Raw genomic sequence first — 22,356 nt, 5'->3', positions numbered from 1 at the left:
GCATGAACAAAAACACACTATGGCTCATCCCGCTTGTTTCTCTGGGTCCGGCGATGCTGGTTGAAGCCGCTCAGGCAGACCGGGATACCGCCCCCCTGGCCACCGAAATCCGGACAACCTCTGACGCGGGTCACGACCCGGCGACCGATATCGCCTCCATAACCGCCGACCGCGGTATCGTCACCCGGCCGGGCCGGTTTTCCATTGAGCCATCCTTTTCCCATGCCCATAGCAACTCGACGGCAGTCGCGATCGAAGGCTACACCGTCATCCCTGCGCTGTTGATCGGACTGATCAATATTTCAGAAATCCAGCGCGATATTTTCGTCGGCGCCGTGTCACTCAAATACGGATTTACCAGCAAGTTTGAAGCGGCGGTCCGGGTGCCTTACCTGAGCATCAACGAGGACCTGAGAGAGCGTGAGGTTTTCCAGGGCACTCCGGTGGATACCCTGCGTGAGTCTTCTGGCGAGGGTCTCGGTGATCTTGAAGTATCAGCTCGCTATCAACTGACTGATGGCCTCGGGGGCTGGCCCTACGTAATCGGCGCGCTGCGTGTCAGGGCGCCAACCGGTGAAGGCCCCTACGATGTTAACCAGCGGGTCATCGAGGATAATCAGGGCAACCCGATTGGCGTCGAGCTGGAGAGCCGGCCAACAGGTTCAGGCTTCTGGGCATTCGAACCCGGACTCTCTTTCATCTACCCCACAGACCCGGCCGTGTTGTTCGGCAATCTGAGCTATGTCTGGACCCTCAAAGAGGAGCAGGGCTTTGAAAATGGCGGCACCGTTGACCCCGGCGACATCGTGCGCTTCGGCTTCGGGATGGGATTCGCGTTTAACGATCGCACATCATTCAGCCTCGGCTACGATCACTCGATCATTCGAAAAACCACATTCGAGAGAGACATTGATCTCTTCGAATCCAATTTCGACCGAATTCAGATCGGGTCTCTTTCATTCGGGCTGTCCCAGCGCCTGTCGCGATCCACATCTCTTAACCTGACGGTAAGTATTGGCGTTACGGAAAACGCGCCCAACAGCGAGATTACACTCAAGCTTCCAATCAGTCTCTAGCGTGGGATCGGGGTTCTTTCAGCGGCCAAGCAACTGAATCAGTTGATCACTGAATCGGGCCGGGAACTGATTTCCCGCACCCAGGTTATTCAGCTCGATATTCAACTGATGCATATTCTGAATGACAGTGCTGTCCAGGCTGTTCTGAACCACCGTCATCCAGCCACTGGGACCTGCCATATGGCTGGTCACCCGCGCACCACCACTACGGTTGGCACTGATCACTTCCAGTACTGTTTCCATCTGGTGGTCCAGCAAACGGTCATTAACGGGCTGGTTGAGGTTGGGAATAGTCAATCGGTTGATTACCAGGGTGTCACCATTAATACCAACAACCTGTTCCAGACCAATACTGATCTCCAGATTATCCATCAGGAAGCCACCCCGGAACTCCGAAAGCTCCCTGTCACTGATGGGGTCAACTCCGGGGTTCAGTTCCGCGTGAGCCATTGGCGTCAGGGCCAAACAGGCAATAACGAGTAATGCGACCGCGGGCATCCTGCCCTTCATGATCATCACCATTCCCTCGTGGAGGGCCAGTAGGGCAGCGTGTGACCGAGAGATGGCCCCCCGAGCCCTTTTTGCAAAGGGGCCCTGGCCACCTGTGGCCAATGGCCGTCGTCAAGAAAGTGGTCACGCCCCTGATCAAGGTGACTGCGGATAACGAAGGCAGTGCCATCCCAGTATTCGCTGAATGTTTCGTGGGGATAGACTTTCAGACCCCGGGCAGGATCGCCTATCAGTACCTCGTCATCGCTGATGCCCTTGATCAACACAAAATGACGGAAACCCTCGATGTTCAGCAAGACAATCATCGGCAGGCGCACCTTCTCCCTTAGCCCTTCCAATGGCAAGCGAAACCCATCGGCCCGATACCCTCTGGACCCCAGGTAACGTTTCATATCCAGCATGGAGAACCCATGCCGGCGCACCTTCTCTTCATCTGCCAAGGCCAACATGTCGATAAAGACTTCGTGCTCGGTGACCTGATCCTCGTAATGAAACGACAATAACGAGGCCACTGCCGCAGAGCCGCAACTGAAGTCGTACTGCTGGCGCAGAACACTGTCGAAGCGACGGCTTTCAAAACTCGTTACGGTAAGACGAAAATCCCCGCCTATACCGGGAACCATGACCGATCCGGCAAATGCGGTGGACCACAGCAGCCCGGCACTCGCGCAAACCGCGACAAGAACCTTCCTGGTCATGGCCCACCTCCGTCAGTGATTGATCAGTATGTTGATCTGGGTACTGTCCTGAATGACCACCTGATTACCCGTGTTCTGGATAACCGTGGCGACTCCGCTCATGTTGCCGAAGGCGTTGTCGGAAATACTGTTATTGCCAGTGACAACGTTTCCGGACAGCAGGTTATCGGAGACGTTCGCATTCTGCTGGTTATTGTTGATCTGCCATTGCAGCGGGATTCCCTGGCGACCGCTGGCATCTTCCAGTTGATCTTCCGACAGGGAATGGGCGTCCATCCACTCCTCGGCCGAAGCATATCCCGCTCCTGTAACCAATAGCGCCAGCAAGGCAGCCTTCAGTTTCCATCTGATGACGTAACCCATGGCAGTTCTCCCGGAATAACCGGGCCGCACCCGCCAAGGTGCGGCCTGGATTCCTTACTGGCCGCCACCACCGGTGGACAGGTTCGACATTACACTGACATTTGCCTGTGTAACGCTGCCGTTGCCGGCATTCTGGGCAAAGGCGCCAACGCCGGTGTAGTTCGCTGAGCCGCCGGCGATTTCGTTGCGGTTGCGAGCCTCGGTGTAGGATGCTCTGCCGTTGGCATCGCCATAGGTGGTTGAAGAGCCCGATACACTGCCGTCCAGATCAGCGTTGTTCAGGAACACGTCCAGATCCAGTGCCAATGAGTTATCGGAACTGTCATTACCGCTGTCGGAGACAGTCGTATTCCCGCTATCGGCAATGTTAGTGGAGTTATCGGAACTGTCGTTGCCACTATCCGAGACGCTGGTATTACCGCTGTCCGCTACGTTGGTGGAGTTGTCGGAATTGTCGTTTCCGCTATCCGCAACGTTGGTGGAGTTATCGGAACTGTCATTCCCGCTGTCTGCCACATTGGTAGAGTTGTCGGAATTGTCGTTTCCGCTATCTGCTACTGCGGTATTGCCGCTGTCAGCAACGTTGGTGGAGTTGTCGGAATTGTCGTTTCCGCTGTCCGCAACATTGGTGGAATTGTCGGAACTGTCATTTCCACTGTCGGCGACATTGGTGGAGTTGTCCGAACTGTCATTGCCGCTGTCCGCGACATTGATGGAATTATCGGAACTGTCGTTTGCGCTGTCTGCCACATTAGTGGAATTGTCGGAGTTATCATTTCCGCTATCGGCCACAGCTGTATTTCCGCTGTCAGCTACGTTGGTGGAATTGTCCGAATTGTCATTTCCACTGTCGGAAATCTTGAACGAATCGGCCACGTCGGTGCTGTTGTCGGAATTGTCGTTGCCACTGTCCGCAACATTGGTTGAGTTATCGGAACTGTCCGTGGAGTTGTCGTTGCCACTGTCGGCAATCTTGAACGAATCAGCCACGTTGGTGCTGTTGTCCGAGCTGTCAGTGGAATTGTCGTTACCGGAGTCAGTGTTGCCGGATTGGTCGTTGTTAGCGGTGGAGGTGTTGTCCGCATTGGTATTCGGATCACCGTCCCCGCCCTGATCGGCATAGGCAAAACCGGAAACGCCCATTGCCATCGCGATGGCAGCTGCTAGCAGTGTTTTTTTGGTATTCATGATGTCATTTCCTTTGAGTTGTTGGCTTTTAAGGGATCCGACCCAACCCGCTAGCCTTCGGGTAAGCCAAGGTTCAGACCCGCCAGAACAAAGGAGCGATTCCCGTGCCAATACCGAAAATTCGCATTCATAGCATTGTTTTTAATGGTTTTTCCTTTGAGCGCCTGAAATCCATCCGGTCTTGGTGATGACGAAACTGTTTCAGCGATGAAACAGCGAGTGCAAATGAAAAGGGGGATATGGGAGGTTTATGCGGTCGTTTCAGACACATACAGAAGAAATGAGGTGTCAGAAAAACAAAACCCCGCACAAGGCGGGGTTTTGTGGTTTGAAGCGAACCGGTCAGGCCCGCCTCAGCAACATCCGAACCGTCGATTAACCGAACTGGTTCATGGTGTTGTCTTTACCACCGGCCTTCAGGGCCGCATCACCAGCGAAGAATTCCTTGTGGTCGTCACCGATGTTGGAACCAGCCATGTCCTGGTGCTTAACGGTAGCGATACCTTGACGGATTTCCTTGCGCTGTACACCGGCAACGTAGGCCAGCATGCCTTTGTCACCGAAGTAGCCCTTGGCCAGGTTGTCGGTAGACAGGGCCGCAGTGTGGTACGTCGGCAGAGTGATCAGGTGGTGGAAGATACCCGCTTCGCGAGACGCGTCACGCTGGAAGTTCTGGCACCACTGGTCAGCCAGCTGACCCAGCTCAGTGTTGTCGTACTCTTCGCTCATCAGCTTGTCACGGTCGTAGGCAGATACGTCCTTGCCTTCTTCCTTCCAGGCGTCGAATACCTGCTGACGGAAGTTCAGGGTCCAGTTGAAGGACGGGCTGTTGTTGTAAACCAGCTTGGCATCGGGCACCACTTCACGGATGCGGTTAACCATGCCGGCGATCTGGCCAACGTGGGGCTTCTCGGTTTCGATCCACAGCAGGTCAGCGCCGTTCTGCAGGCTGGTGATGCAGTCCAGAACAACACGGTCTTCGCCAGTGCCCGGACGGAACTGGAACAGGCCGGAGGCCAGACGCTTGGGCTTCATCAGCTTACCGTCAGACTTGATGACCACGTCGCCGTTGTTGATCTCGGAAGCGTCCTCGATGTAGTCGCCGTCGAGGAAGCTGTTGTACTGGTCGCCCAGGTCGCCCGGCTCGTCGGTAACAGCCAGCTTCTGGGTCAGGCCAGCGCCCAGGGAGTCGGTACGGGCTACGATAACACCGTCATCCACGCCCAGCTCGAGGAACGCCAGACGAACGGCGTTGATCTTGGACAGGAAGTCAGCATGGGGAACGGTTACTTTGCCGTCCTGGTGGCCACACTGCTTCTCGTCAGACACCTGGTTCTCGATCTGGATGCAGCAGGCACCGGCTTCGATCATCTGCTTGGCCAGCAGGTAAGTGGCTTCGGCGTTACCAAAACCGGCGTCGATGTCGGCAATGATCGGCACAACGTGAGTTTCGTGGTTGTCGATCTGTTTGATCAGCTCTTCAGCCTTGGCGTTGTCGCCAGCTTTCTCGGCTTCTTCCAGAGCGCGGAACAGGTGGTTCAGTTCCCAGGCATCTGCCTGACGCAGGAAGGTGTACAGCTCTTCGATCAGGCCGGATACAGCGGTCTTCTCGTGCATGGACTGGTCAGGCAGCGGACCGAACTCGGAGCGCAGGGCGGCAACCATCCAGCCGGAGAGGTACAGGTAACGACGCTTGGTGGTACCGAAGTGCTTCTTGATGGACAGCAGCTTCTGCTGACCGATGAAGCCGTGCCAGCAGCCCAGGGACTGGGTGTACTGGGAAGTGTCCTTGTCGTAGTTCGCCATGTCTTCGCGCATGATCTTGGCGGTGTACTTGGCGATGTCCAGACCAGTCTTGAACTTGTTCTGGGCGCGCATGCGAGCGGCGTGCTTCGGGTTGATAGCGTTCCAGGTCGGGTGCTGCTTCAACAGGGAAGCAATCTGGTCAACGTCTTGTGCGTAGGGCATGGTCTCAATCCTTTCTACGTTGGTTTTCTAAGTCGTTAGGGAGAAGCGTACAGCAACTTCCGAAGCCAACAACCTGCTCACTTTTTGAGCAAAGCGATGACGTTGAGGGTTACTTTAGTGGTTTCAAATTTATAATTGAAATTTATATGATCTATTTTCGGCATTTTCCTGGTGAATGACGAATTGACGCCGGTCTTGAGCTGGATCAACACGGGAACCATGGCTACTGTTACGGTGTCCAACGAGCACTTTTAACCGGAACCCACCAGGCGCAAACAGTGTTCTATCTGCAAGCTTTCAGTCATTCCTTGCTGCATGCCCTGAAAAATCTGTTTCCGATCATCGCCGTCGTTGTCTTCTTCCAGCTTCTGATTCTCCAGCAAATACCCGAGAACATCTTTGTGATGGCGGCAGGCCTGCTGATTGTGGCAGTGGGTGTCGCCCTGTTTCTTCAGGGTCTGGAGCTCAGCATTTTCCCGGTCGGGAAAAGCCTGTCCAATCAGTTTGCCCGAAAGGGCTCGGTACCGGTGCTGTTGTCGTTCGGCTTCGCCATGGGTTTTTCCGCCGTGGTCGCCGAGCCGGCGCTTATTGCGGTAGCCCAGCAGGCCGAGGAAATCAGCGAGGGCAAGATCAAGTCACTGACGCTCAGGATTCTGGTAGCGGTGTCCGTCGGGCTGGTGGTTGCCCTGGGCGTGTTCAGAACCATTTTCGGTTACCCGCTGCAGTGGTTCATGATCATCGGCTATATCGTGGTGGTGATCATCACCTGGTTTGCGCCGCCCGAGATCGTGGGCCTTGCCTACGATTCCGGTGGCGTTACCACCAACATCGTTACCGTTCCCCTGATTGCCGCTCTGGGTATTGGCCTGGCAGCCTCAATCCGGGGGCGCAATCCGCTACTGGACGGCTTCGGTCTGGTAGCCCTCGCCGTCATGGTTCCGATGATCACCGTTCAGCTGTACGGGATTGTTGTGTATTCCGGTGCCCCCGCAGACCCGGTAGCTTTGCCAACGGCGGCCCAGACTGAAACAGTCGACCAGACACCCGTTGTGCTGGGCATGCTGCTCGATCTTGCCTGGATGGTCCGCGACGTCCTTCCCATCATCATTACTATTTTGTTTTTCCAGTATCTGGTTCTGCGTCGCGGGCTGACCAATCCCCGCAAGATCCTGTTCGGATTTGCGCTGGTGGTGCTGGGGCTGTATGCCTTCGTGGTCGGGCTCAAGCTTGGCCTGTTTCCCATCGGAACAAGCATGGCCCGACAGTTGCTGGGCATGGAGGGGTATCTGTTCGTCTACCTCTTCGCCTTCATGATCGGCTTTGCCACCACCATGGCCGAACCCGCGTTGATCGCGATCGGACACCAGGCGGAGCAGGCGGCCGCCGGCACCATCAACGGCAACGCCATCCGGATTATCGTGGCGGTCGGCGTCGCGGTGGGTATCACCCTTGGCGTTCACCGGATTATCAGTGGCGATTCCATTCACCATTACATCATTGGCGGCTATATTCTGGTCATCGTCCTGACCGCGCTGGCCCCCAGGTACATCATCCCCCTGGCATACGATCTTGGTGGGGTCACCACCTCAGAGGTGACCGTACCTCTGGTGACCGCACTGGGTATTGGCCTGGCAAGCAGCATCGAAGGCCGCAACGTGCTCATCGACGGTTTCGGCCTGATCGCCTTCGCCTCCATCTTTCCGATTGTGACGGTGATGAGCTACGCCATCATTGTTGAAATGCTCGCAAAGCAGAGGAAAACAGACCCATGAAATTTTCGGTACTGGTAGCAATCGTTCCCGAGGATCAGGAGCAGGACTGCGTTGATGCCGCAAGGGATCTTGGTGCCGGCGGCATCACGGTGCTTTCTGGTCGCGGTATCAGCAATACCGCCAAGAAAACCTTCTTCGGTCTGACCTACGATGGCAGCCAGAGCATTCTGCTGATGGTCCTGGAAAAGAGCCTTTCGCTCGATATTCTCAAAGCCATCCAGAAGATACTCATGCCTGACCATAGCGATTCGAAGGGGCTTGTATTCACACTTCCCCTGGAACATCTGGGTGGGATCGACATGTCACAAGTCGAAAAATTCGAACAACACCTGAAAGATTCACTGTAACCGGAGAACACCCATGAAACTGGTCAAAGATGTGATGGTTCGGGACGTGATCACCATCTCTCCGTTTGCCAGCATCCGCGAGGCGCTATCAAAGATGAAGCAGCATTCTTTGAAGTCGCTGGTGGTGGAAAAGACAAGCGAACACGATGCCTGGGGCCTGATCACCTACACCAATGTACTGAAAACCGTCATCGCCGAAGACGGCGATATCGATCTTCTCAACGTTTATGACGCCTGCGCCAAGCCGGTGATCAGCGTTGGTGAGAACCTGAACGTTCGGCATGCGGCAAGCCTGATGAGCAAGTACCGGGTAAAGCGCCTCCTGGTGCTGGCGGATAACGACCTCAAGGGCTTTGTGGTCATGGACGACATCATGGCGGCCCTGCTCGACAGCATCGACTGAGGGCGCTCAGGTCAGGCACAACACCACCAGACGGTCGCCCGGCTGCAACTCCAGGTACTCCTTACGGGACGGATTCAGTTGCAGGTGACGCCCACGTTCATTGGCCTTTTTGCGAAAGACACCGAGGGCAAGCTCACCCTCAGCGGCAACCGTCTTCTCCAGCACCTGAAAGGTCGCACTGGCGGGCAAGGGGTAATCCGCCGGGTCCCGGAACTGGATCTCGGCACCACCCACGGTAAACAGTTCATCCAGCACGATCCGAAGCTCCCGCCGCAGGGCCACCTGAGCCAGTACGTGACTCAGAATCATGGGACTGATCAACATTTCACTCTGGTGCCCATACAAGAGGTGGCGGTTGTCCGGGTCACTCAACTCCATGATCAGCTGGGGCCGTCGGGCAAAATCGGCCAGGATGTCCTCGAGCTGAAGATACCCCACCATTGCACGGGCATCGGCCTCTTCGCCGGAGGCCAGTCGGTCGCTACTGAGCAGGATCACCGTATCGTAGCCCGCTGGCCCGATCCGGCGCAGTTCTCCCTCCACCATATAATCCGCCTCGATATGCCGGCAGGTCAGGCGATCGGCATTCTCCACGTACTGGGCAATCGCCTGTTCCCGCTCGGCTTTCGGAACCACGGAAACCAGGTCCACCTCGAAGTGACGGTGTCCGTAACTGAGGAATTCCGCAATCAGGCTGGGCACCCGCCGATTCCACCCCAGCACCAGGACCCGGTGGTTGGCCTGGTCAGAAGGCCGGTCGACGCGCACCGCCTGCCCCCTTTCCAGCTCCGGCAAAGGTGTCTTTTTGGGATCGGGTTCGGTCTCGGAGTAGTCCCGGGCCATGATCACCACCCGATCGGCCGGATCAATTCGTGAGTCTGAGGGTGCCAGCAGCTGCACGTCCCAGCCTGCACCGCGCTGTTTCAAAAGGCCCAGCACGATAACCTCGGGCCGGGCCGCGGCCAGCTCACCAAGCGTTATTCCGCCCAGCGACTCTCCGCCCCGGATGTAGATCTCGTTGCCCTCACCGGCCGTGAGCAATTCGTTGTATACCTCTGATAGCCCGGGATGAAGAATATTCTGAACCATCAGACGACTGATCGTGGCATCGCCCGCTACCACTTCCACCGCGCCGGGATAGGCCCGCTCAATCACCGGAAGCTTGCGAACGTCCTGGATCTCGGCCACAACGAAAGGCAAGGAAGACTTGAGCTGTCTGGCCTGGGCCGCAATGGAGAGCAGTGCCTTGACGGTTTCCACATCCGAGGTCACCAGGCTTCCGGCCTCATGGGCGGCGCTGGGGACGATAACCGCCGCGGCATCCAGACAGGCCACCCGATGCAGGGCGTCCGGCTGGATTGCCGAGCCAGAACGCAGGATGATCTGCCGGGCCCTGCGACCGATGCCCGGTTCACTCCGCAGCTCGTGAACCTGGGCTGCGGAAGCCTCCTCCGACAGCACAACAAGATTCAGTTTCTGGGCATCGTGCTTTTCCAGAAAGCGGCGCATCCGGCCACTGGAGCCCAGCAATTCAGAAAGCAAGGGCAGGGTCTGGCTGGTCCAGCCCAGCACCACCACATGGTTTTTAAGAGTTACCGGTGTGAGACCGCGTTCCAGGTCCGCCATCTTGGCTATCAGCCATCGGGTCAGGATGGCCACCAGGGTGCCCATGAACACCACGTACCCCAGAACTGTCAGCAGCGTCGAGACGATTCGCTGCCAGGTGCCGACATCATCCCCCAGATATCCGGGATCGGTCAGCCGAAGGAAAGCCCACCAGATGGCTGAGCCCGGCTCCTCGAAGTCTCCGCCCTGGGGCACCACCAGAAGGCCGCCAATCAGGGAAATCAGGCCGATGAACACACCGACCACAAGAAGCTGGAACCCCGCCCCCTTTACCAGTTGGCGTTCCAGTATGAATTTCACTCGGTCGATCAGCCGGAAAGGCAGCATGGCATTCCTTCTTTTGCGCGTAGTCTTATCGCCTAAGGGTAAACCATTCCGGGACTTCGGGAATCAATGTTTTATCCGGGTGGCTGGCCAGATGCAGCGCCGGGTTCAGCAATCAGCCGCAAGGCTTCGTCCAGGGAGGGCGTGTAGCGGCTCACACCAGGCACCGGCATGACACCGGCGCGAGAGAGGGCTCGCAACGGCTGGAACTGAAGATCGGCGATCACAATTTGCGTACCGTCCCGCTCACAGGTGGCAATCAGTTTGTTCAGGGCAGACAGCCCTCCGGCATCGAGAATGGTGACGCCGTCCATATAGAGGACGAACCCGCGCGCGTTTCTGGCCATCAGCGCCAGCTCTCCGAAAATCCGGTCAGCGGCGGCAAAGAACAAGGGACCATTGATCTTGAAGACCTGCCACCCCTCGGGCAGTCGAGCTTCCGCAATCCGTTTGCTCAGCGTGATATCCGTGACCTTGGTCATCTGGGCCATTTCCCGCATGAACAGGACGGCCGCCAACAAGACTCCGGTGGTGATGGCAATTACCATGTCCAGCAGCACCGTAAGCGAAAAGCAGGTGATAAAAACCAGGATATCGCTGCGCGGCGCGGTTTTCAGCAGATGCAGTGACTTGGGCGCCTCACTCATGTTCCAGGCCACCATAATCAGCAGGGCCGCCATGGCCGGCATAGGCAGATAGGCCAGAAGGCCCGCCAGAGAAACCAGGGCAAGCAGCACCACCAGAGAGTGCACCATGGCCGATACAGGGGACTCGGCGCCAGCGCGGTAATTGGCGGCAGAGCGGGCGATAGCGGCGGTCGCGGTAATGCCTCCGAAAAACGGCGTGATGATGTTGCCAAGCCCCTGCCCCATCAGCTCGCTGTTGGCGCTGTGGCGTTTTCCGGTCATGCCATCCAGTACCACGGCACAGAGCAGGGATTCGATGGCGCCGAGCATCGCAATGGCAAACGCGGCAGGTAGCAGGTCACGAACCAGCGACCATGACAAGCCAATTGGCTCGCCTGATGCCCCCGCCTGCTGCCAGGGCCAGGCAAACTCTGGCAGGAAAGGCGGAATACCCGCCCCCATCGAGCCATCGGGCAGCAGATAGCTGAACCTTGAACCAATAGTTTCGACAGCAGCGCCCTGCGTATTCAGCCACAGCGCCAGAAGACTCCCGATCACCACAGCCGGCAGATGCGGAGGCACCGGGGTTTTAAATCTTGGCCAGAGCAACATTACAGCCAGGGTGACACCGGCCACGAGCGTGCTCATGGCATCAAACTCCGGCAATGCCCCTGCCAGCAACGCCAGTTTATCCCAGTAGTGCTCGGGCATATCGCCAACCGGCAGACCCAGAAAATCCCGGACCTGCAAAGTGGCAATCACCACCGCAATGCCTCCGGTGAACCCCAGGGTGACAGACTCCGGAATGTACTCGATGAATCGCCCCAGCCGCATCAGAGCCATGATCATCAGCAAAACGCCGGACATCAGGGTAGCCAGCAGCAAACCACCCAGACCATAGCTCTGGGCGATCGGATAGAGAATAACAACGAAGGCAGCCGTAGGCCCGGAGATACTGAACCGGCTGCCACCAGTCAGTGCAATTACAAACCCGGCAATAATGGCGGTGTAGAGCCCGTACTGTGGCGCAACACCACTGGCAATCGCCAACGCCATGGCCAGAGGTATGGCAATAATGCCCACCGTTACACCGGCCATCAGATCCCGTAGAAAACGCCTTCCGCGATAGGGCTCATCGATGCAGGCTTCTCGGAATGCGTGGGCTATCCGGAGTGAAAACAGGTGGGCGCGATGCGGCATAAAAGACTCGTTAATTGCAACTGATGCCTGTAAATTATATGCTCATAAAATATTCATTCAATGTTAATATGATTAACATATTTGGCAATCACCAAAGGTTATGAACAACTCCATGGAAAAGCGCACTGCCCGTCTGACGTTACTGATCGACCCGGAAAAAAAGGCCGCCTTTGAAGAACTGTGCAAGCAGGAAGACGTAACCCCGTCCCAGAGGGTGCGCCAATTCATCCGGGAATACGTGGAAGAAAGGCTGGGCCCCGACTGGCGAGAAGAACGCGAAAAAAGATCCTGAATGTGATCAAAACGTAAGGACTGTCATGAACGTTTTTGCGCCAGCCCTGCTCATTGCCACACTGTCCGCCCTGAACGGATGTACTGCCATGCCTTCATCAAAAGACCCTGATGCGGTTCTGACAGCACCGCAGACCCAGTACGATGCCCGCATCATTCAGCCTGAAAACAACACCGTTCTGACGCCTGAACAGCTGGCGCAGAAGCTGATCGACACAGATGTGGTCATTGTTGGCGAATACCATGGGCACCACGGCTCACATCTTCTTCAATCGCGGCTTCAGACCACCCTGTTCCAACAACGGCCAGAGCAGATTCTCAGCATGGAACAGTTCAACCTGGACCGTCAGGACCAGCTGAACCGCTACCTGGAGGGAGAAACCGGCGAAACCGAGATGATTGAAGATGCCGATGCCTGGGATAACTACCGGGCCTCCTACCGGCCACTGGTGGAATTTGCCCGCCGGCATAATCTGCCGGTGATCGCGGCGAATGCGCCGGCAGACGTCGTGCGCTGTGTCGGCCGGAAAGGTCCGGAATACCTCGAGCGTGTCTCGGACAGCCTGAAACAGAAGTTGCCCTCCGCCCCCTTCATGGACACCCCGGCCTACCGGGAAAAGTTCATGGCAGCCATTGGTGCGAGCCATCAGGCAGACGACACCATGAGCGAGCGCATGGAAAACACCTACAAGGCTCAGCTACTTCGCGACAACACCATGGCTGCCCGCATTCTGCAGGCCCGGGCAGAGCATCCGGGGCACCAGGTGCTGCACCTGACCGGCACGTTTCACAGTGAAGACGGCCTGGGAACCGTGGCGCTGTTGAAGCAACGTGCGCCGGAGCTGTCTGTCGCAGTAATCAGTCCGGTGTTCTGGCCATCGGACATCAACCAACCACCACTGGACAGCAATCGCCCGAAAGGTGACTTCGTTTACTTTATCCAACCCCTGCCCGAGGAATTCCGGGATGCCGAGCGGGAACGCGAAGCCATGAGGGCCCGTTTCAGCCGATCGACCGACAGGTCCTGTGACTAAGGTGACCTCTACCTACCGGAAAGGTCCGGTTCCAGCTTGAGGGCCTCATCGAATATGGAAAGATCCTGATCGCTGAAAAGAACAAACCGGACCAGGCGAACAGAGTTGAGATTTGCCAGGGTGTCGGCGACCGTTTTCATGGCCACAGCCGCTGCGTCTCTCAACGGATAACCGAAAACCCCGGTAGAAATGGCGGGAAAGGCAATGGACGACAGGTCGCGCTGGTCCGCCAGGCGCAGCGCGTTCCGGAAACAGTCCGCCAGCAGACGGTCTGACGGCTCATCCACCCCATAAACCGGGCCCAGGCAATGGATGACATGCCCGTTAGGCAGGTTGTGGGCGGAGCTGATCACCGCCTCGCCAGGACTGATGGGCGCCAAAGTCCGGCACTCCTCTGCCAGACCGGGGCCTGCGGCACCGTGAATGGCACCGGCCACACCACTGCCGGGCAGAAGTTCGGCATTGGTCGCATTCACGATGACATCGATATCCGGTTGTGCGGCAATATTGCCTTTGACGCACTCAACTTTCACAGCCGTCATGATTCCTCCCTTCCAGCTTTTGGGGTGAAGCGCTAATCTTGTTCCTGATATTCAGGATAGCAGCCATCAACCGGACGCTTTCCGGGACTTTCCGGAACTCTCCGGTGATGCCAACAGGGACACTCCATGAAGCTTCTTGCCTCGCTGATTCTCGGCATCAGCGCCATCATCTCCGCCGCCCTGATCAGTGACGGCCTGACTGACCTGAAAACCGGCGACCGCTATGTCACCGTCAAGGGTGTGGCTGAACGGCAAGTAACTGCAGATCTTGCCTTGTGGCCCATTCGCTTTGTTGCAACAGGGGCGTCGCTGAGTGAGGCCCAGGACAAGGCCAGAAGCAGCCGGGATGCAATCATTGCCTTCCTGAAACTGCAGGCCATTGACCAGGATGCGGTCGAACTCCAGCGCCTGGATGTCACCGATACCCGGGCCAACCCTTACCAGGCCAATAACGGCGAGCAGAAATTCATAATCAGCCAGACCCTGATGGTCCGTAGCACCGATATCGCCCGGATCCGCCAGGCCGCACAGGGGGTCAGTGAACTGGTGGACTCGGGAGTGGTGCTCTCTTCGGACTACGGCCCATCGGGGCCTACCTATCTGTTTAACGGACTCAACGATATCAAGCCCGAGATGATCGCCGAAGCCACGGCATCAGCGCGGGAAGCGGCAGCCCAGTTTGCCCAGGATGCCAAGGCGGAACTCGGGGGTCTGCGACGCGCCAATCAGGGTGTGTTCCAGATTCTGGCCCGGGATCAGGCACCGGGCATCATGGAAGGACAGCAACCCGTCAAAACCGTTCGCGTGGTCTCGACCGTTGAATATTACCTTCGCTAGCCGCGCGGGTTACTGGGTAGCCACCATCTCATCGGTAACCTGATATTCACCCGCCAGCCAGCGCAGAACCTCGTTGGCTGCAGGGTGGTCGAAGGCATCGTAGGTGTGCTGCAGACTCTGCCGCTTTTCAGCACTGATCCGGCCCAGGCCGGCGTCCTGCAGTACCAGCAAATCCGCCTGCAGCTGCGCCGCCAACTCCCGGCCCAGCACCTCCCGGGCCGCGTGGCGGAACGCCTGGCCGTATTGATAGGAGGGTCCCAGGCGATAGGATTCTGCCAGCGTGATGGCCGGAACTGCCGTTAACGTCGGCTGCAGTGCCGGATTGATCCCGTGGGCTGCCAGATGCGCGGCATTGGCCGCCGGTCGCCCGGTGAACGCGCGCAGGTGCAGATGCTGCGACATCCGGTCACCGTCATTGACCGGGTAATTGTCCCAGAGTACTGGCTTGCGCCCGAGCAGGTCCCCGATCCGCTTCAGGTGCCCGGGCGATACTTCCCTAGAGCACACCTCCTCCCCGGTCCAGAAGATATTCACCGAATGGTCCAGTTTGCGCCCGAGAGTCTCCAGATAATCTGCCGGACGCTCTCCAAACACCCGATCCAGTACGGGGTCGTCAGAATAGTAACTGGGACAGACGCTCAGAAACTTGATGGCTGTGTGCTCACGAACCCAGTGCACTATGTCAGCCTGAGTACCGGCAAGGTCCGGGGTATCGGAACGCATGTCGTCAAACAGGATCGCCAGTTCGTCAATGCCGATACGTTCCAGCAGCGCGAGCTTGTGTGCCAACGCCGTGCGGGCCTCGTCGTCGAACCGGTTGAATATCTCGAACGGGCTCAGCCCTATGCCAAAACGCATCCCCTCGTGACGACAGAAACGGGAAAACTCGGCCAGCTCCGAGGCCATAGCTGGCGGGTGTGGCTGCTGCCATTTTCGCCGGAGGAAGGCATCGGCCTTGGGAGCATAGAGATAAAAGCCGTAACCGTGGGGAGCCAGGGAGCGGACCAGGTATCGACGTTCCTGCCAGGTCCACATGGGGCCGTAGAATCCTTCAATGATGCCTAGTGTCGTTGTCATGGCCTATTTCCATTTCGCTGATGCCGGAGCCCGGCGGGTACCCCATAACCCTCAATTTTGACTAGACTTCTCTCTAATGCCAACTACAAACGATCCGCCCCGGTAAGGAGCAAAGCAATGGAGATAACAACTTTCGAGGACCTGATCGACTGGACACGTCAGCTGCACGCGCATCTGTCCCGTAGCCTTCATGAATCGGCCAAACTGAACAATGACGAGAGAGCCTCCGCGTTGCTCGATTACCTGTCGCGCCATGAGTCGCTGCTGGAGAAAGCCGTGCGTGAATTCGAGAACCAGGCCGAACCCAAGGCCATGAGCACACGCCTCTACGATTACCTGAACAACCAGCACAAACCGATTGGCCCCAGCGCCGACTCCTACACCCATTACGCGTCCATGTCTTTCGAGGACATCGCCCGGGAGGTCTTCCAGTTTCACGACCAGGTCATGGACCTCTACGATTCACTGATCGGCAAGGCGGAAATCCCCGAAGCCAAGTCGCTGCTGGAAGACCTCCTGGCGCTGGAAGAACACGAGGCGATGCGCCTCGCCAGCCAGATTGGCAGGATGCAAGACCTCTGATCCACCTTACGACCAAGGTCGTACATGCACCGGTTTTTGATTTCGTTTGTTAACGATAATTGCTAACGTGAACTAGCATCAAGAGTAGTTTTCCCCCAAAAGGGGGAACGCTCGACCCACAAAAAAGATAAGAGGATAGAAGAGCAATGAAGATCCGTTCTGTTCTTTCCGCGGCTGTGTTGGCTGTGGCAACTACCTTTGCCTCCTCGCAGGCGCTCGCCCAAGACACGTTCACCCTCCGCCTTGCGGAAACCTGGGGACCTAACTTTCCGATTTTCGGTGACACCACCAAGCGTTTCGCCGAAACCGTAGAAAAAATGTCTGACGGCCGCCTCAAGGTCCGCATTGATTCATCCAACAAGCACAAGGCGCCCCTCGGCATTTTTGACATGGTCAAAGCCGGCCAATACGACATGGGCCACTCTGCTTCCTACTACTGGAAGGGCAAGGTCCCCGAGACCCTGTTCTTCACCAGCATGCCGTTTGGCATGAACGCCATGGAACAGTACGCCTGGTTCTATCATGGCGGCGGCATGGAGCTGATGCAGGAAGTCTACGAGCCCCATAACATGCTGTCCTTCCCGGGCGGTAACACCGGCGTTCAGATGGGCGGCTGGTTCCGCAAGGAAATCAATTCGCTGGAAGACCTTCAAGGTCTGAAGATGCGTATTCCCGGTTTCGCCGGTGAAGTGTTCGCGGAAGTTGGCGTTAACCCGACCAACATCGCTCCGGGCGAGCTTTACACCGCTCTGGAACGTAACACCATCGATGCCGTTGAGTGGGTAGGTCCGGCCCTGGATCTGCGTCTGGGTTTCCAGCAGATTGCCGACTACTACTACACCGGCTGGCATGAGCCTGCGACCGAACTTCAGTTCCTGGTGAACAAGCGCGTCTGGGACAAGCTCCCGGCTGACCTGCAGGAAATCATGCGTGTTGCCATGCGTACAGCTTCCTACGACATGCTGGTTCACTCCCAGCACGCCAATGCCGAAGCCTGGGCCAACATTCGCGAGGAATATCCGAATGTCCAGATCAAACGTTTTCCGGACGAAATCTTTGATGCCATGTATGAAGCCAACAACAAGCTGCTGAAAGAAGCCGCTGCTGAGAGCGACATGGCTGCCAAGATTATCGACTCCCAGGAGAACTACCTTGAGCAGAGCCGCGCTTATACCAACATTTCCGAGCGCGCCTACCTCAACACGATGGCCGAAGTCGAGTAAGATATAGGCTTTAACGGAGCCGGGATCGCTCTCCGAGTGATCCCGGCTTTGTCGTTTATAGCAACGGATAAAAACGCCAGCTCTCCTGGCGGGGGATCATCAATGCGGTGGATCATCAAACTGGACGACGGGCTTGCCCGGCTGTCCATCTTCTGTGGGTGGGTTGCCTGTGTCGCAATGATACTGATGGCAGCCAACGTCTTTTACGACGTAGTGGCCCGCTACGCTTTCAACAACGTTTCAATCGGCATGCAGGAAATGGAGTGGCACCTCTATTCTGTGGTGTTCCTGCTGGGTATTCCCTACGCATTACGCACGGATGGTCATGTTCGGGTCGACGTTTTCTACACCAAATGGGGCAACAAGGCCAAAGCCTGGGTCAACCTGATTGGCGCCCTGATCTTTGTCATTCCATTTGCCTATCTGATTGGCATCTACGGTTACGATTTCGCGCTGGACTCCTACAACATGGGAGAAGGCAGCGGTGATCCTGGCGGCCTCCCGCACCGCTGGATCATCAAATCCGTTATCCCTGTCAGTGCCGTATTCATCGGCATTGCCGGACTGAACATGGCCACCTACGCCCTGCGAGTCATGGCAGGAGACAAGGAATACGAAGGTGAGCACAGCGCAGGAGGCCTCGCATGATCGGTATGATTATGTTCGGTGTCGCCCTGCTGATGCTGATGCTGGGCTTCCCCGTCGCTTTCACCTTCGGTGGCGTCGCACTGTTCTTCGGAATCTTCGCAGAGGGTATGGATCTCTTTGCCTTCATGCCCTATCGCATCATGAGCGTGATGCAGAATACCGTTTTGATGGCCGTGCCGCTCTTTATCTTCATGGGTGTCGTGCTTCAGCGCACCCGTTTGGCGGAGCAGCTGTTGACCTCTATGGGTCGACTTTTTGGTGGCCTTCCAGGCGGTCTGGCGATTTCGACCATCCTGGTTGGTGCCCTGCTCGCTGCTTCCACCGGCGTCGTTGGCGCCAGCGTGGTAGCCATGGGCCTGATTTCCCTGCCGGTCATGTTGGCCCACAAATACGACAAACGGCTTGCTACAGGCACCATTTGTGCGTCCGGTACGCTCGGCCAGATCGTTCCGCCCTCGATCATCCTGATCATCCTGGGTGACGTGCTTGGCCTTCCGGTCGGGGACCTGTTCAAGGCAGCGGTCTGGCCCGGCATCGTGCTGGTCGGGCTCTATATCGTGTATATCCTGGTTCTGACCAGGCTGAAGCCTGAAACCGCTCCGGCCATGCCGGATGAACCGGGCGTGTCCCGCAAGAAGGAAATCTTCAACGCGCTGCTGGCAATCATTCCGCCGCTGGCATTGATTGTGGTGGTTCTGGGCTCGATCTTTACCGGCATTGCAACACCCACGGAATCGTCCGCACTGGGCGGTGTTGGTGCCATCGTACTGGCCATCATCTACCGACAGTTTTCTTTCAAGATGGTATGGGATGCGTCCAAGGACACGGTGAAGGTAACTGCCATGGTCTTCGCGATCCTGATTGGTGCCACCGCTTTCTCCATGGTGTTCAGCTACACCGGAGGCGACTACCTGCTGGAAGAGTGGCTGCTCCAGCTGCCCGGTGAAAAGTGGGGCTTCATCATCCTGGCCATGGTGGTCATCCTGGTACTGGGTTTCTTCATCGATTTCGTGGAGATTTCCTTCATCATCGTGCCGATCCTTGCGCCGGTGGCCGAGGCTATGGGCATCAACATGCTCTGGTTCGCGATTCTGATTGCAATGAACCTGCAAACCAGCTTCCTGACGCCACCATTCGGGTTTTCGTTGTTCTATCTGAAGGGGGTAGCACCGCCCGAGGTGCGAACAACGGACATCTACAAAGGCGTGCTGCCCTTCATCCTGATACAGATGTTTGTGCTGGCACTGATAGTCATTTTCCCAGAATGGTTTGGTATGAGTTCCTCATACTGATTCGAAAAATACCGGGCCTGAGGGCCCGGTATTTTTTTCTGTCCCTCTCATTTCCTGCGCCTCTATTCTCACGATAGTTTTCTTCTTCATACGCCTCACCTGACAAAATCTGACTGTTTTCTATACTGAACGGACAAGCGGTGATTCTCAGACTGGTATTCGGGAACCCTGGAACACGCACGTCGGCAAAACATTGATGTTGAGGTTATGAAGGGAGAGTGGAGTCCATGAACCAGAGCACTGCCCAGAAACCCCGTGACCACGGGCAAGAATCCAAGAGCCATGTTCTGACCCTGCCACTGGAAAGCACCCACGTGGACCGGTCACCGCACACGTACGAGCGCTGGCTGATTGCCAAGCTGATGCGCATGGCCGGCTCACCGCCACTCCGGTTCCGGCTCTGGAACGGCGATGTCATCGAACCGGATGGCCAACATGCACAGTTCACTCTGCACCTCACCGACCCCAAGGCCCTGTACGCACTGGTGACCAACCCCAACCTGGCGTTCGGCGATCTCTACAGCGCAGGTCGCCTGGAGGTGGAAGGCGACCTGCCCGACCTGATGGAAACCCTCTACCGCTCAGTTCATCAGGCGCGCCAGAAGTGGCCGAAATGGCTGGAAGCACTCTGGCGCAATCACAACCCCCGGTCCACCGGAATCTCCGAAGCCAAAGAAAACATTAACCATCACTATGACCTGGGCAACGAGTTCTACCGGCTCTGGCTGGACAGCGCTGAAATGCAGTACACCTGCGCCTATTACGAGAGCCCCGAGCTGACCCTGGAACAGGCTCAACTGGCCAAGCTGGAGCATGTCTGCCGCAAGCTGCGTCTCAAACCCGGCATGACCGTGGTCGAGGCAGGCTGCGGCTGGGGTGGGCTGGCCCGTTACATGGCCCGTAACTACGGCGTCAAGGTGCACTCCTACAACATCTCAAAAGAGCAGCTGGCCTTTGCCCGGGAGGAGGCCCGCAAGCAGGGGCTGGATCATCTGGTGGAATACGTCGAGGACGACTACCGCAACATCAGCGGCCAGTACGATGCCTTTGTCTCCATCGGCATGCTCGAACACGTGGGAAAGGAAAACTACGAGGCGTTGTCCGAACTCATCAAGCGGAGTCTGAAACCCGACGGGATTGCTCTGCTCCACAGTATTGGCCGCAATCGCCCGATGCTGATGAACGCCTGGATCGAAAAACGCATCTTCCCCGGCGCCTATCCGCCCAGCATCGGCGAATTCATGGAAATCTGCGAACACGGCGATTTCTCGGTGCTGGATGTGGAGAACCTGCGCCTGCATTACGCCCAGACCCTGAGCCACTGGATGGATCGTTTCAACGAGAACGAAGATAAGGTAACGGCTATGTATGATGGCCACTTTACCCGGGCCTGGCGCATGTATCTGGCGGGCTCCATCGCTGCGTTCCGCGCCGGCTCACTGCAACTGTTCCAGGTGGTTTTTACCCACGGCGACAACAACAGTCTGCCGCAGAACCGCCGGGACCTGTATGAGTTTCCAGCGGCACCAGAGGAGGCCTGATGGATTATTACGACCTGATCATCGTGGGTGCCGGCCCAGCCGGCTCCACCCTGGCCAGTGCCCTTGAGACCAGCGGCAAAAAAGTACTGATCATCGACAAACAGGATTTTCCCCGGGATAAAACCTGCGCGGGCTGGGTGACTCCTGCCGTCATGGAAACCCTGAAGATTGATCTCGACGAGTACGCCAACGGACGGACACTCCAGCCCATTCGCCGGTTTCGCATTGGCATGATGGGGCAGCCGGCCGTGGAAAACGACCACGGCGATGTGGTCAGCTATGGCATTCGCCGGTGTGAATTCGACGATTATCTGCTCAGCCGCGTCACCGGTCCGAAACAGCTCGCCACGCCGGTCAAGTCCATCGTCCGGAAAGACGGCAACTGGCTCATCAACGACACCTGGGAAGCCCCCCTTGTCGTGGGTGCCGGCGGGCACTTCTGCCCGGTTGCACGGTTGCTTGGCGAAGGCCCGGGTAGCCACGAGACCGTTGTCGCCGCCAAGGAGGTGGAATTCGAAATGACACCCGAGCAGGCTTCCGCCTGCGAGGCCCGGGGCGACACCCCGGAGCTCTGGTTCTGCCGCGATCTCAAGGGTTATGCCTGGGTGTTTCGCAAGGGCAATTACCTGAATATCGGGCTGGGCCGGGAGGATAACCACAAGCTGAGCGGTCATCTAGAGGCTTTTGTCGATGAGATGAAGTCCGCCGGGCGCATTCCGGAGGACCTGCCCGGGCGTTTCAAAGGCCACGCCTACCTGCTTTATGCCCATGCCGAGAGGCCACTGGTGGACGACGGTATTCTGTTGATTGGCGATTCCGCCGGCCTGGCTTACACCCAGAGCGGTGAAGGCATCCGGCCCGCCATCGAATCGGCGCTGCTGGCGGCAGATGTGATACGGGACGCGCCGGATTATTCGGCCTCCTCATTGCAGATCTACGGCGATGCCATTGCCGAACGCTTTGGCAATCGGGCGGCAGACACGGATCAGGGCTGGCAGGTCCCGGACTGGATCAAGACGCCACTGGCCAGCAGCCTGATGCGCTCGCACTGGTTTACAAGAAAGGTGGTTACGGAGAAGTGGTTCCTCCATCAGGAAGTGCCGCCGCTGAAAGCCGCTGTCTGAGGCGGAAAACAAAAAAACCCGGGAGGATCGATAACGATGCCCCCCGGGTTTCTTTCAGACCCTG

Annotated in this window: 22 protein-coding genes; 13 read left to right on the top strand and 9 right to left on the bottom strand. The window is 57.3% G+C overall.

The window, feature by feature from the left end:
• Positions 1-2: 2 nt before the first annotated feature.
• The gene (locus tag WA411_RS04730; protein ID WP_291904348.1) at positions 3-1,076 is read left to right on the top strand and encodes a transporter; all 1,074 of its coding nucleotides are present in this window, start codon (positions 3-5) and stop codon (positions 1,074-1,076) included.
• Positions 1,077-1,094: 18 nt separating this feature from the next.
• Here the strand turns inward: WA411_RS04730 and WA411_RS04725 are convergent, their stop codons facing one another.
• The 5 genes from WA411_RS04725 to WA411_RS04705 form a co-directional block, all read right to left on the bottom strand.
• Positions 1,095-1,586, bottom strand: coding sequence for a hypothetical protein (locus WA411_RS04725; RefSeq protein WP_291904350.1), 492 nt, complete (start codon positions 1,584-1,586; stop codon positions 1,095-1,097).
• 5 nt (positions 1,587-1,591) lie between these two features.
• Positions 1,592-2,284: a C39 family peptidase gene (locus WA411_RS04720; protein WP_291904351.1), complete on the bottom strand. Its 693-nt coding sequence runs from the start codon at positions 2,282-2,284 to the stop codon at positions 1,592-1,594.
• 12 nt (positions 2,285-2,296) lie between these two features.
• A complete protein-coding gene (locus WA411_RS04715) occupies positions 2,297-2,647 on the bottom strand; it encodes a hypothetical protein (RefSeq protein WP_069182029.1) in 351 nt (116 codons plus the stop codon).
• A 54-nt stretch (positions 2,648-2,701) separates the two neighbouring features.
• Positions 2,702-3,835: a hypothetical protein gene (locus tag WA411_RS04710; protein WP_291904354.1), complete on the bottom strand. Its 1,134-nt coding sequence runs from the start codon at positions 3,833-3,835 to the stop codon at positions 2,702-2,704.
• Positions 3,836-4,210: 375 nt separating this feature from the next.
• Complete coding sequence (locus WA411_RS04705) at positions 4,211-5,803, bottom strand: isocitrate lyase (protein ID WP_291904356.1); 1,593 nt, start codon at positions 5,801-5,803, stop codon at positions 4,211-4,213.
• Positions 5,804-6,081: 278 nt separating this feature from the next.
• On the opposite strand from WA411_RS04705, the gene WA411_RS04700 reads away from it, so the two are divergent.
• The 3 genes from WA411_RS04700 to WA411_RS04690 are packed head-to-tail and all read left to right on the top strand — an operon-like array spanning position 6,082 to position 8,325.
• Positions 6,082-7,575, top strand: coding sequence for a DUF1538 domain-containing protein (locus WA411_RS04700; protein WP_291904358.1), 1,494 nt, complete (start codon positions 6,082-6,084; stop codon positions 7,573-7,575).
• Positions 7,572-7,922, top strand: a complete 351-nt coding sequence (locus WA411_RS04695) for a P-II family nitrogen regulator (RefSeq protein WP_291904359.1) — start codon at positions 7,572-7,574, stop codon at positions 7,920-7,922. Before WA411_RS04700 ends, WA411_RS04695 begins: the two co-directional genes overlap by 4 nt.
• A gap of 13 nt (positions 7,923-7,935) precedes the next feature.
• The gene (locus WA411_RS04690) at positions 7,936-8,325 is read left to right on the top strand and encodes a CBS domain-containing protein (protein WP_069182034.1); all 390 of its coding nucleotides are present in this window, start codon (positions 7,936-7,938) and stop codon (positions 8,323-8,325) included.
• A 6-nt stretch (positions 8,326-8,331) separates the two neighbouring features.
• On the opposite strand, the gene WA411_RS04685 is transcribed toward WA411_RS04690, so the two are convergent.
• Positions 8,332-10,278, bottom strand: a complete 1,947-nt coding sequence (locus tag WA411_RS04685) for a CASTOR/POLLUX-related putative ion channel (RefSeq protein ID WP_209399859.1) — start codon at positions 10,276-10,278, stop codon at positions 8,332-8,334.
• A 71-nt stretch (positions 10,279-10,349) separates the two neighbouring features.
• On the bottom strand, positions 10,350-12,101 hold the full coding sequence (gene dauA / locus WA411_RS04680; RefSeq protein WP_291904364.1) for a C4-dicarboxylic acid transporter DauA: 1,752 nt from the start codon (positions 12,099-12,101) through the stop codon (positions 10,350-10,352).
• Positions 12,102-12,213: 112 nt separating this feature from the next.
• Here dauA and WA411_RS04675 point away from each other — a divergent pair, with 112 nt between their 5' ends.
• Entirely contained in the window at positions 12,214-12,393 is a 180-nt protein-coding gene (locus WA411_RS04675; protein ID WP_069182795.1) for a CopG family transcriptional regulator, read from the top strand.
• Between the two features lie 25 nt (positions 12,394-12,418).
• Positions 12,419-13,426, top strand: coding sequence for a ChaN family lipoprotein (locus tag WA411_RS04670; protein WP_418140807.1), 1,008 nt, complete (start codon positions 12,419-12,421; stop codon positions 13,424-13,426).
• An 8-nt stretch (positions 13,427-13,434) separates the two neighbouring features.
• On the opposite strand, the gene WA411_RS04665 is transcribed toward WA411_RS04670, so the two are convergent.
• Complete coding sequence (locus tag WA411_RS04665; protein ID WP_291904367.1) at positions 13,435-13,968, bottom strand: macro domain-containing protein; 534 nt, start codon at positions 13,966-13,968, stop codon at positions 13,435-13,437.
• A 126-nt stretch (positions 13,969-14,094) separates the two neighbouring features.
• On the opposite strand from WA411_RS04665, the gene WA411_RS04660 reads away from it, so the two are divergent.
• Positions 14,095-14,805 (top strand): SIMPL domain-containing protein, encoded by a 711-nt coding sequence (locus tag WA411_RS04660; protein WP_069182038.1) that lies wholly within the window; start codon positions 14,095-14,097, stop codon positions 14,803-14,805.
• Between the two features lie 9 nt (positions 14,806-14,814).
• Here the strand turns inward: WA411_RS04660 and WA411_RS04655 are convergent, their stop codons facing one another.
• A complete protein-coding gene (locus tag WA411_RS04655) occupies positions 14,815-15,882 on the bottom strand; it encodes a beta-N-acetylglucosaminidase domain-containing protein (RefSeq protein ID WP_291904368.1) in 1,068 nt (355 codons plus the stop codon).
• A 117-nt stretch (positions 15,883-15,999) separates the two neighbouring features.
• Between WA411_RS04655 and WA411_RS04650 the strand changes: the two genes are divergently transcribed.
• The 6 genes from WA411_RS04650 to WA411_RS04625 all read left to right on the top strand — a co-directional run bounded on the left by WA411_RS04650 (position 16,000) and on the right by WA411_RS04625 (position 22,292).
• On the top strand, positions 16,000-16,464 hold the full coding sequence (locus WA411_RS04650) for an ATPase (RefSeq protein ID WP_222465463.1): 465 nt from the start codon (positions 16,000-16,002) through the stop codon (positions 16,462-16,464).
• Positions 16,465-16,610: 146 nt separating this feature from the next.
• Positions 16,611-17,687, top strand: a complete 1,077-nt coding sequence (locus WA411_RS04645) for a TRAP transporter substrate-binding protein (RefSeq protein WP_153637167.1) — start codon at positions 16,611-16,613, stop codon at positions 17,685-17,687.
• A gap of 102 nt (positions 17,688-17,789) precedes the next feature.
• Positions 17,790-18,335, top strand: coding sequence for a TRAP transporter small permease subunit (locus tag WA411_RS04640; RefSeq protein ID WP_136631371.1), 546 nt, complete (start codon positions 17,790-17,792; stop codon positions 18,333-18,335).
• Complete coding sequence (locus WA411_RS04635; protein ID WP_136631372.1) at positions 18,332-19,627, top strand: TRAP transporter large permease; 1,296 nt, start codon at positions 18,332-18,334, stop codon at positions 19,625-19,627. Before WA411_RS04640 ends, WA411_RS04635 begins: the two co-directional genes overlap by 4 nt.
• 227 nt (positions 19,628-19,854) lie before the next feature.
• On the top strand, positions 19,855-21,168 hold the full coding sequence (locus WA411_RS04630; RefSeq protein WP_291904373.1) for an SAM-dependent methyltransferase: 1,314 nt from the start codon (positions 19,855-19,857) through the stop codon (positions 21,166-21,168).
• Positions 21,168-22,292, top strand: a complete 1,125-nt coding sequence (locus tag WA411_RS04625) for an NAD(P)/FAD-dependent oxidoreductase (RefSeq protein ID WP_291904374.1) — start codon at positions 21,168-21,170, stop codon at positions 22,290-22,292. The genes WA411_RS04630 and WA411_RS04625 overlap by 1 nt, the downstream gene beginning before the upstream one ends.
• The last annotated feature ends 64 nt before the right edge of the window (positions 22,293-22,356 follow it).

This window comes from Marinobacter sp. CH_CUG1437-1, from assembly GCF_037029655.1.
In the GTDB taxonomy this organism is placed as follows: domain Bacteria; phylum Pseudomonadota; class Gammaproteobacteria; order Pseudomonadales; family Oleiphilaceae; genus Marinobacter; species Marinobacter salsuginis.
Note: the sequence above shows the minus strand (reverse complement) of the source record. Positions and strands in the feature narration are given on the sequence as shown.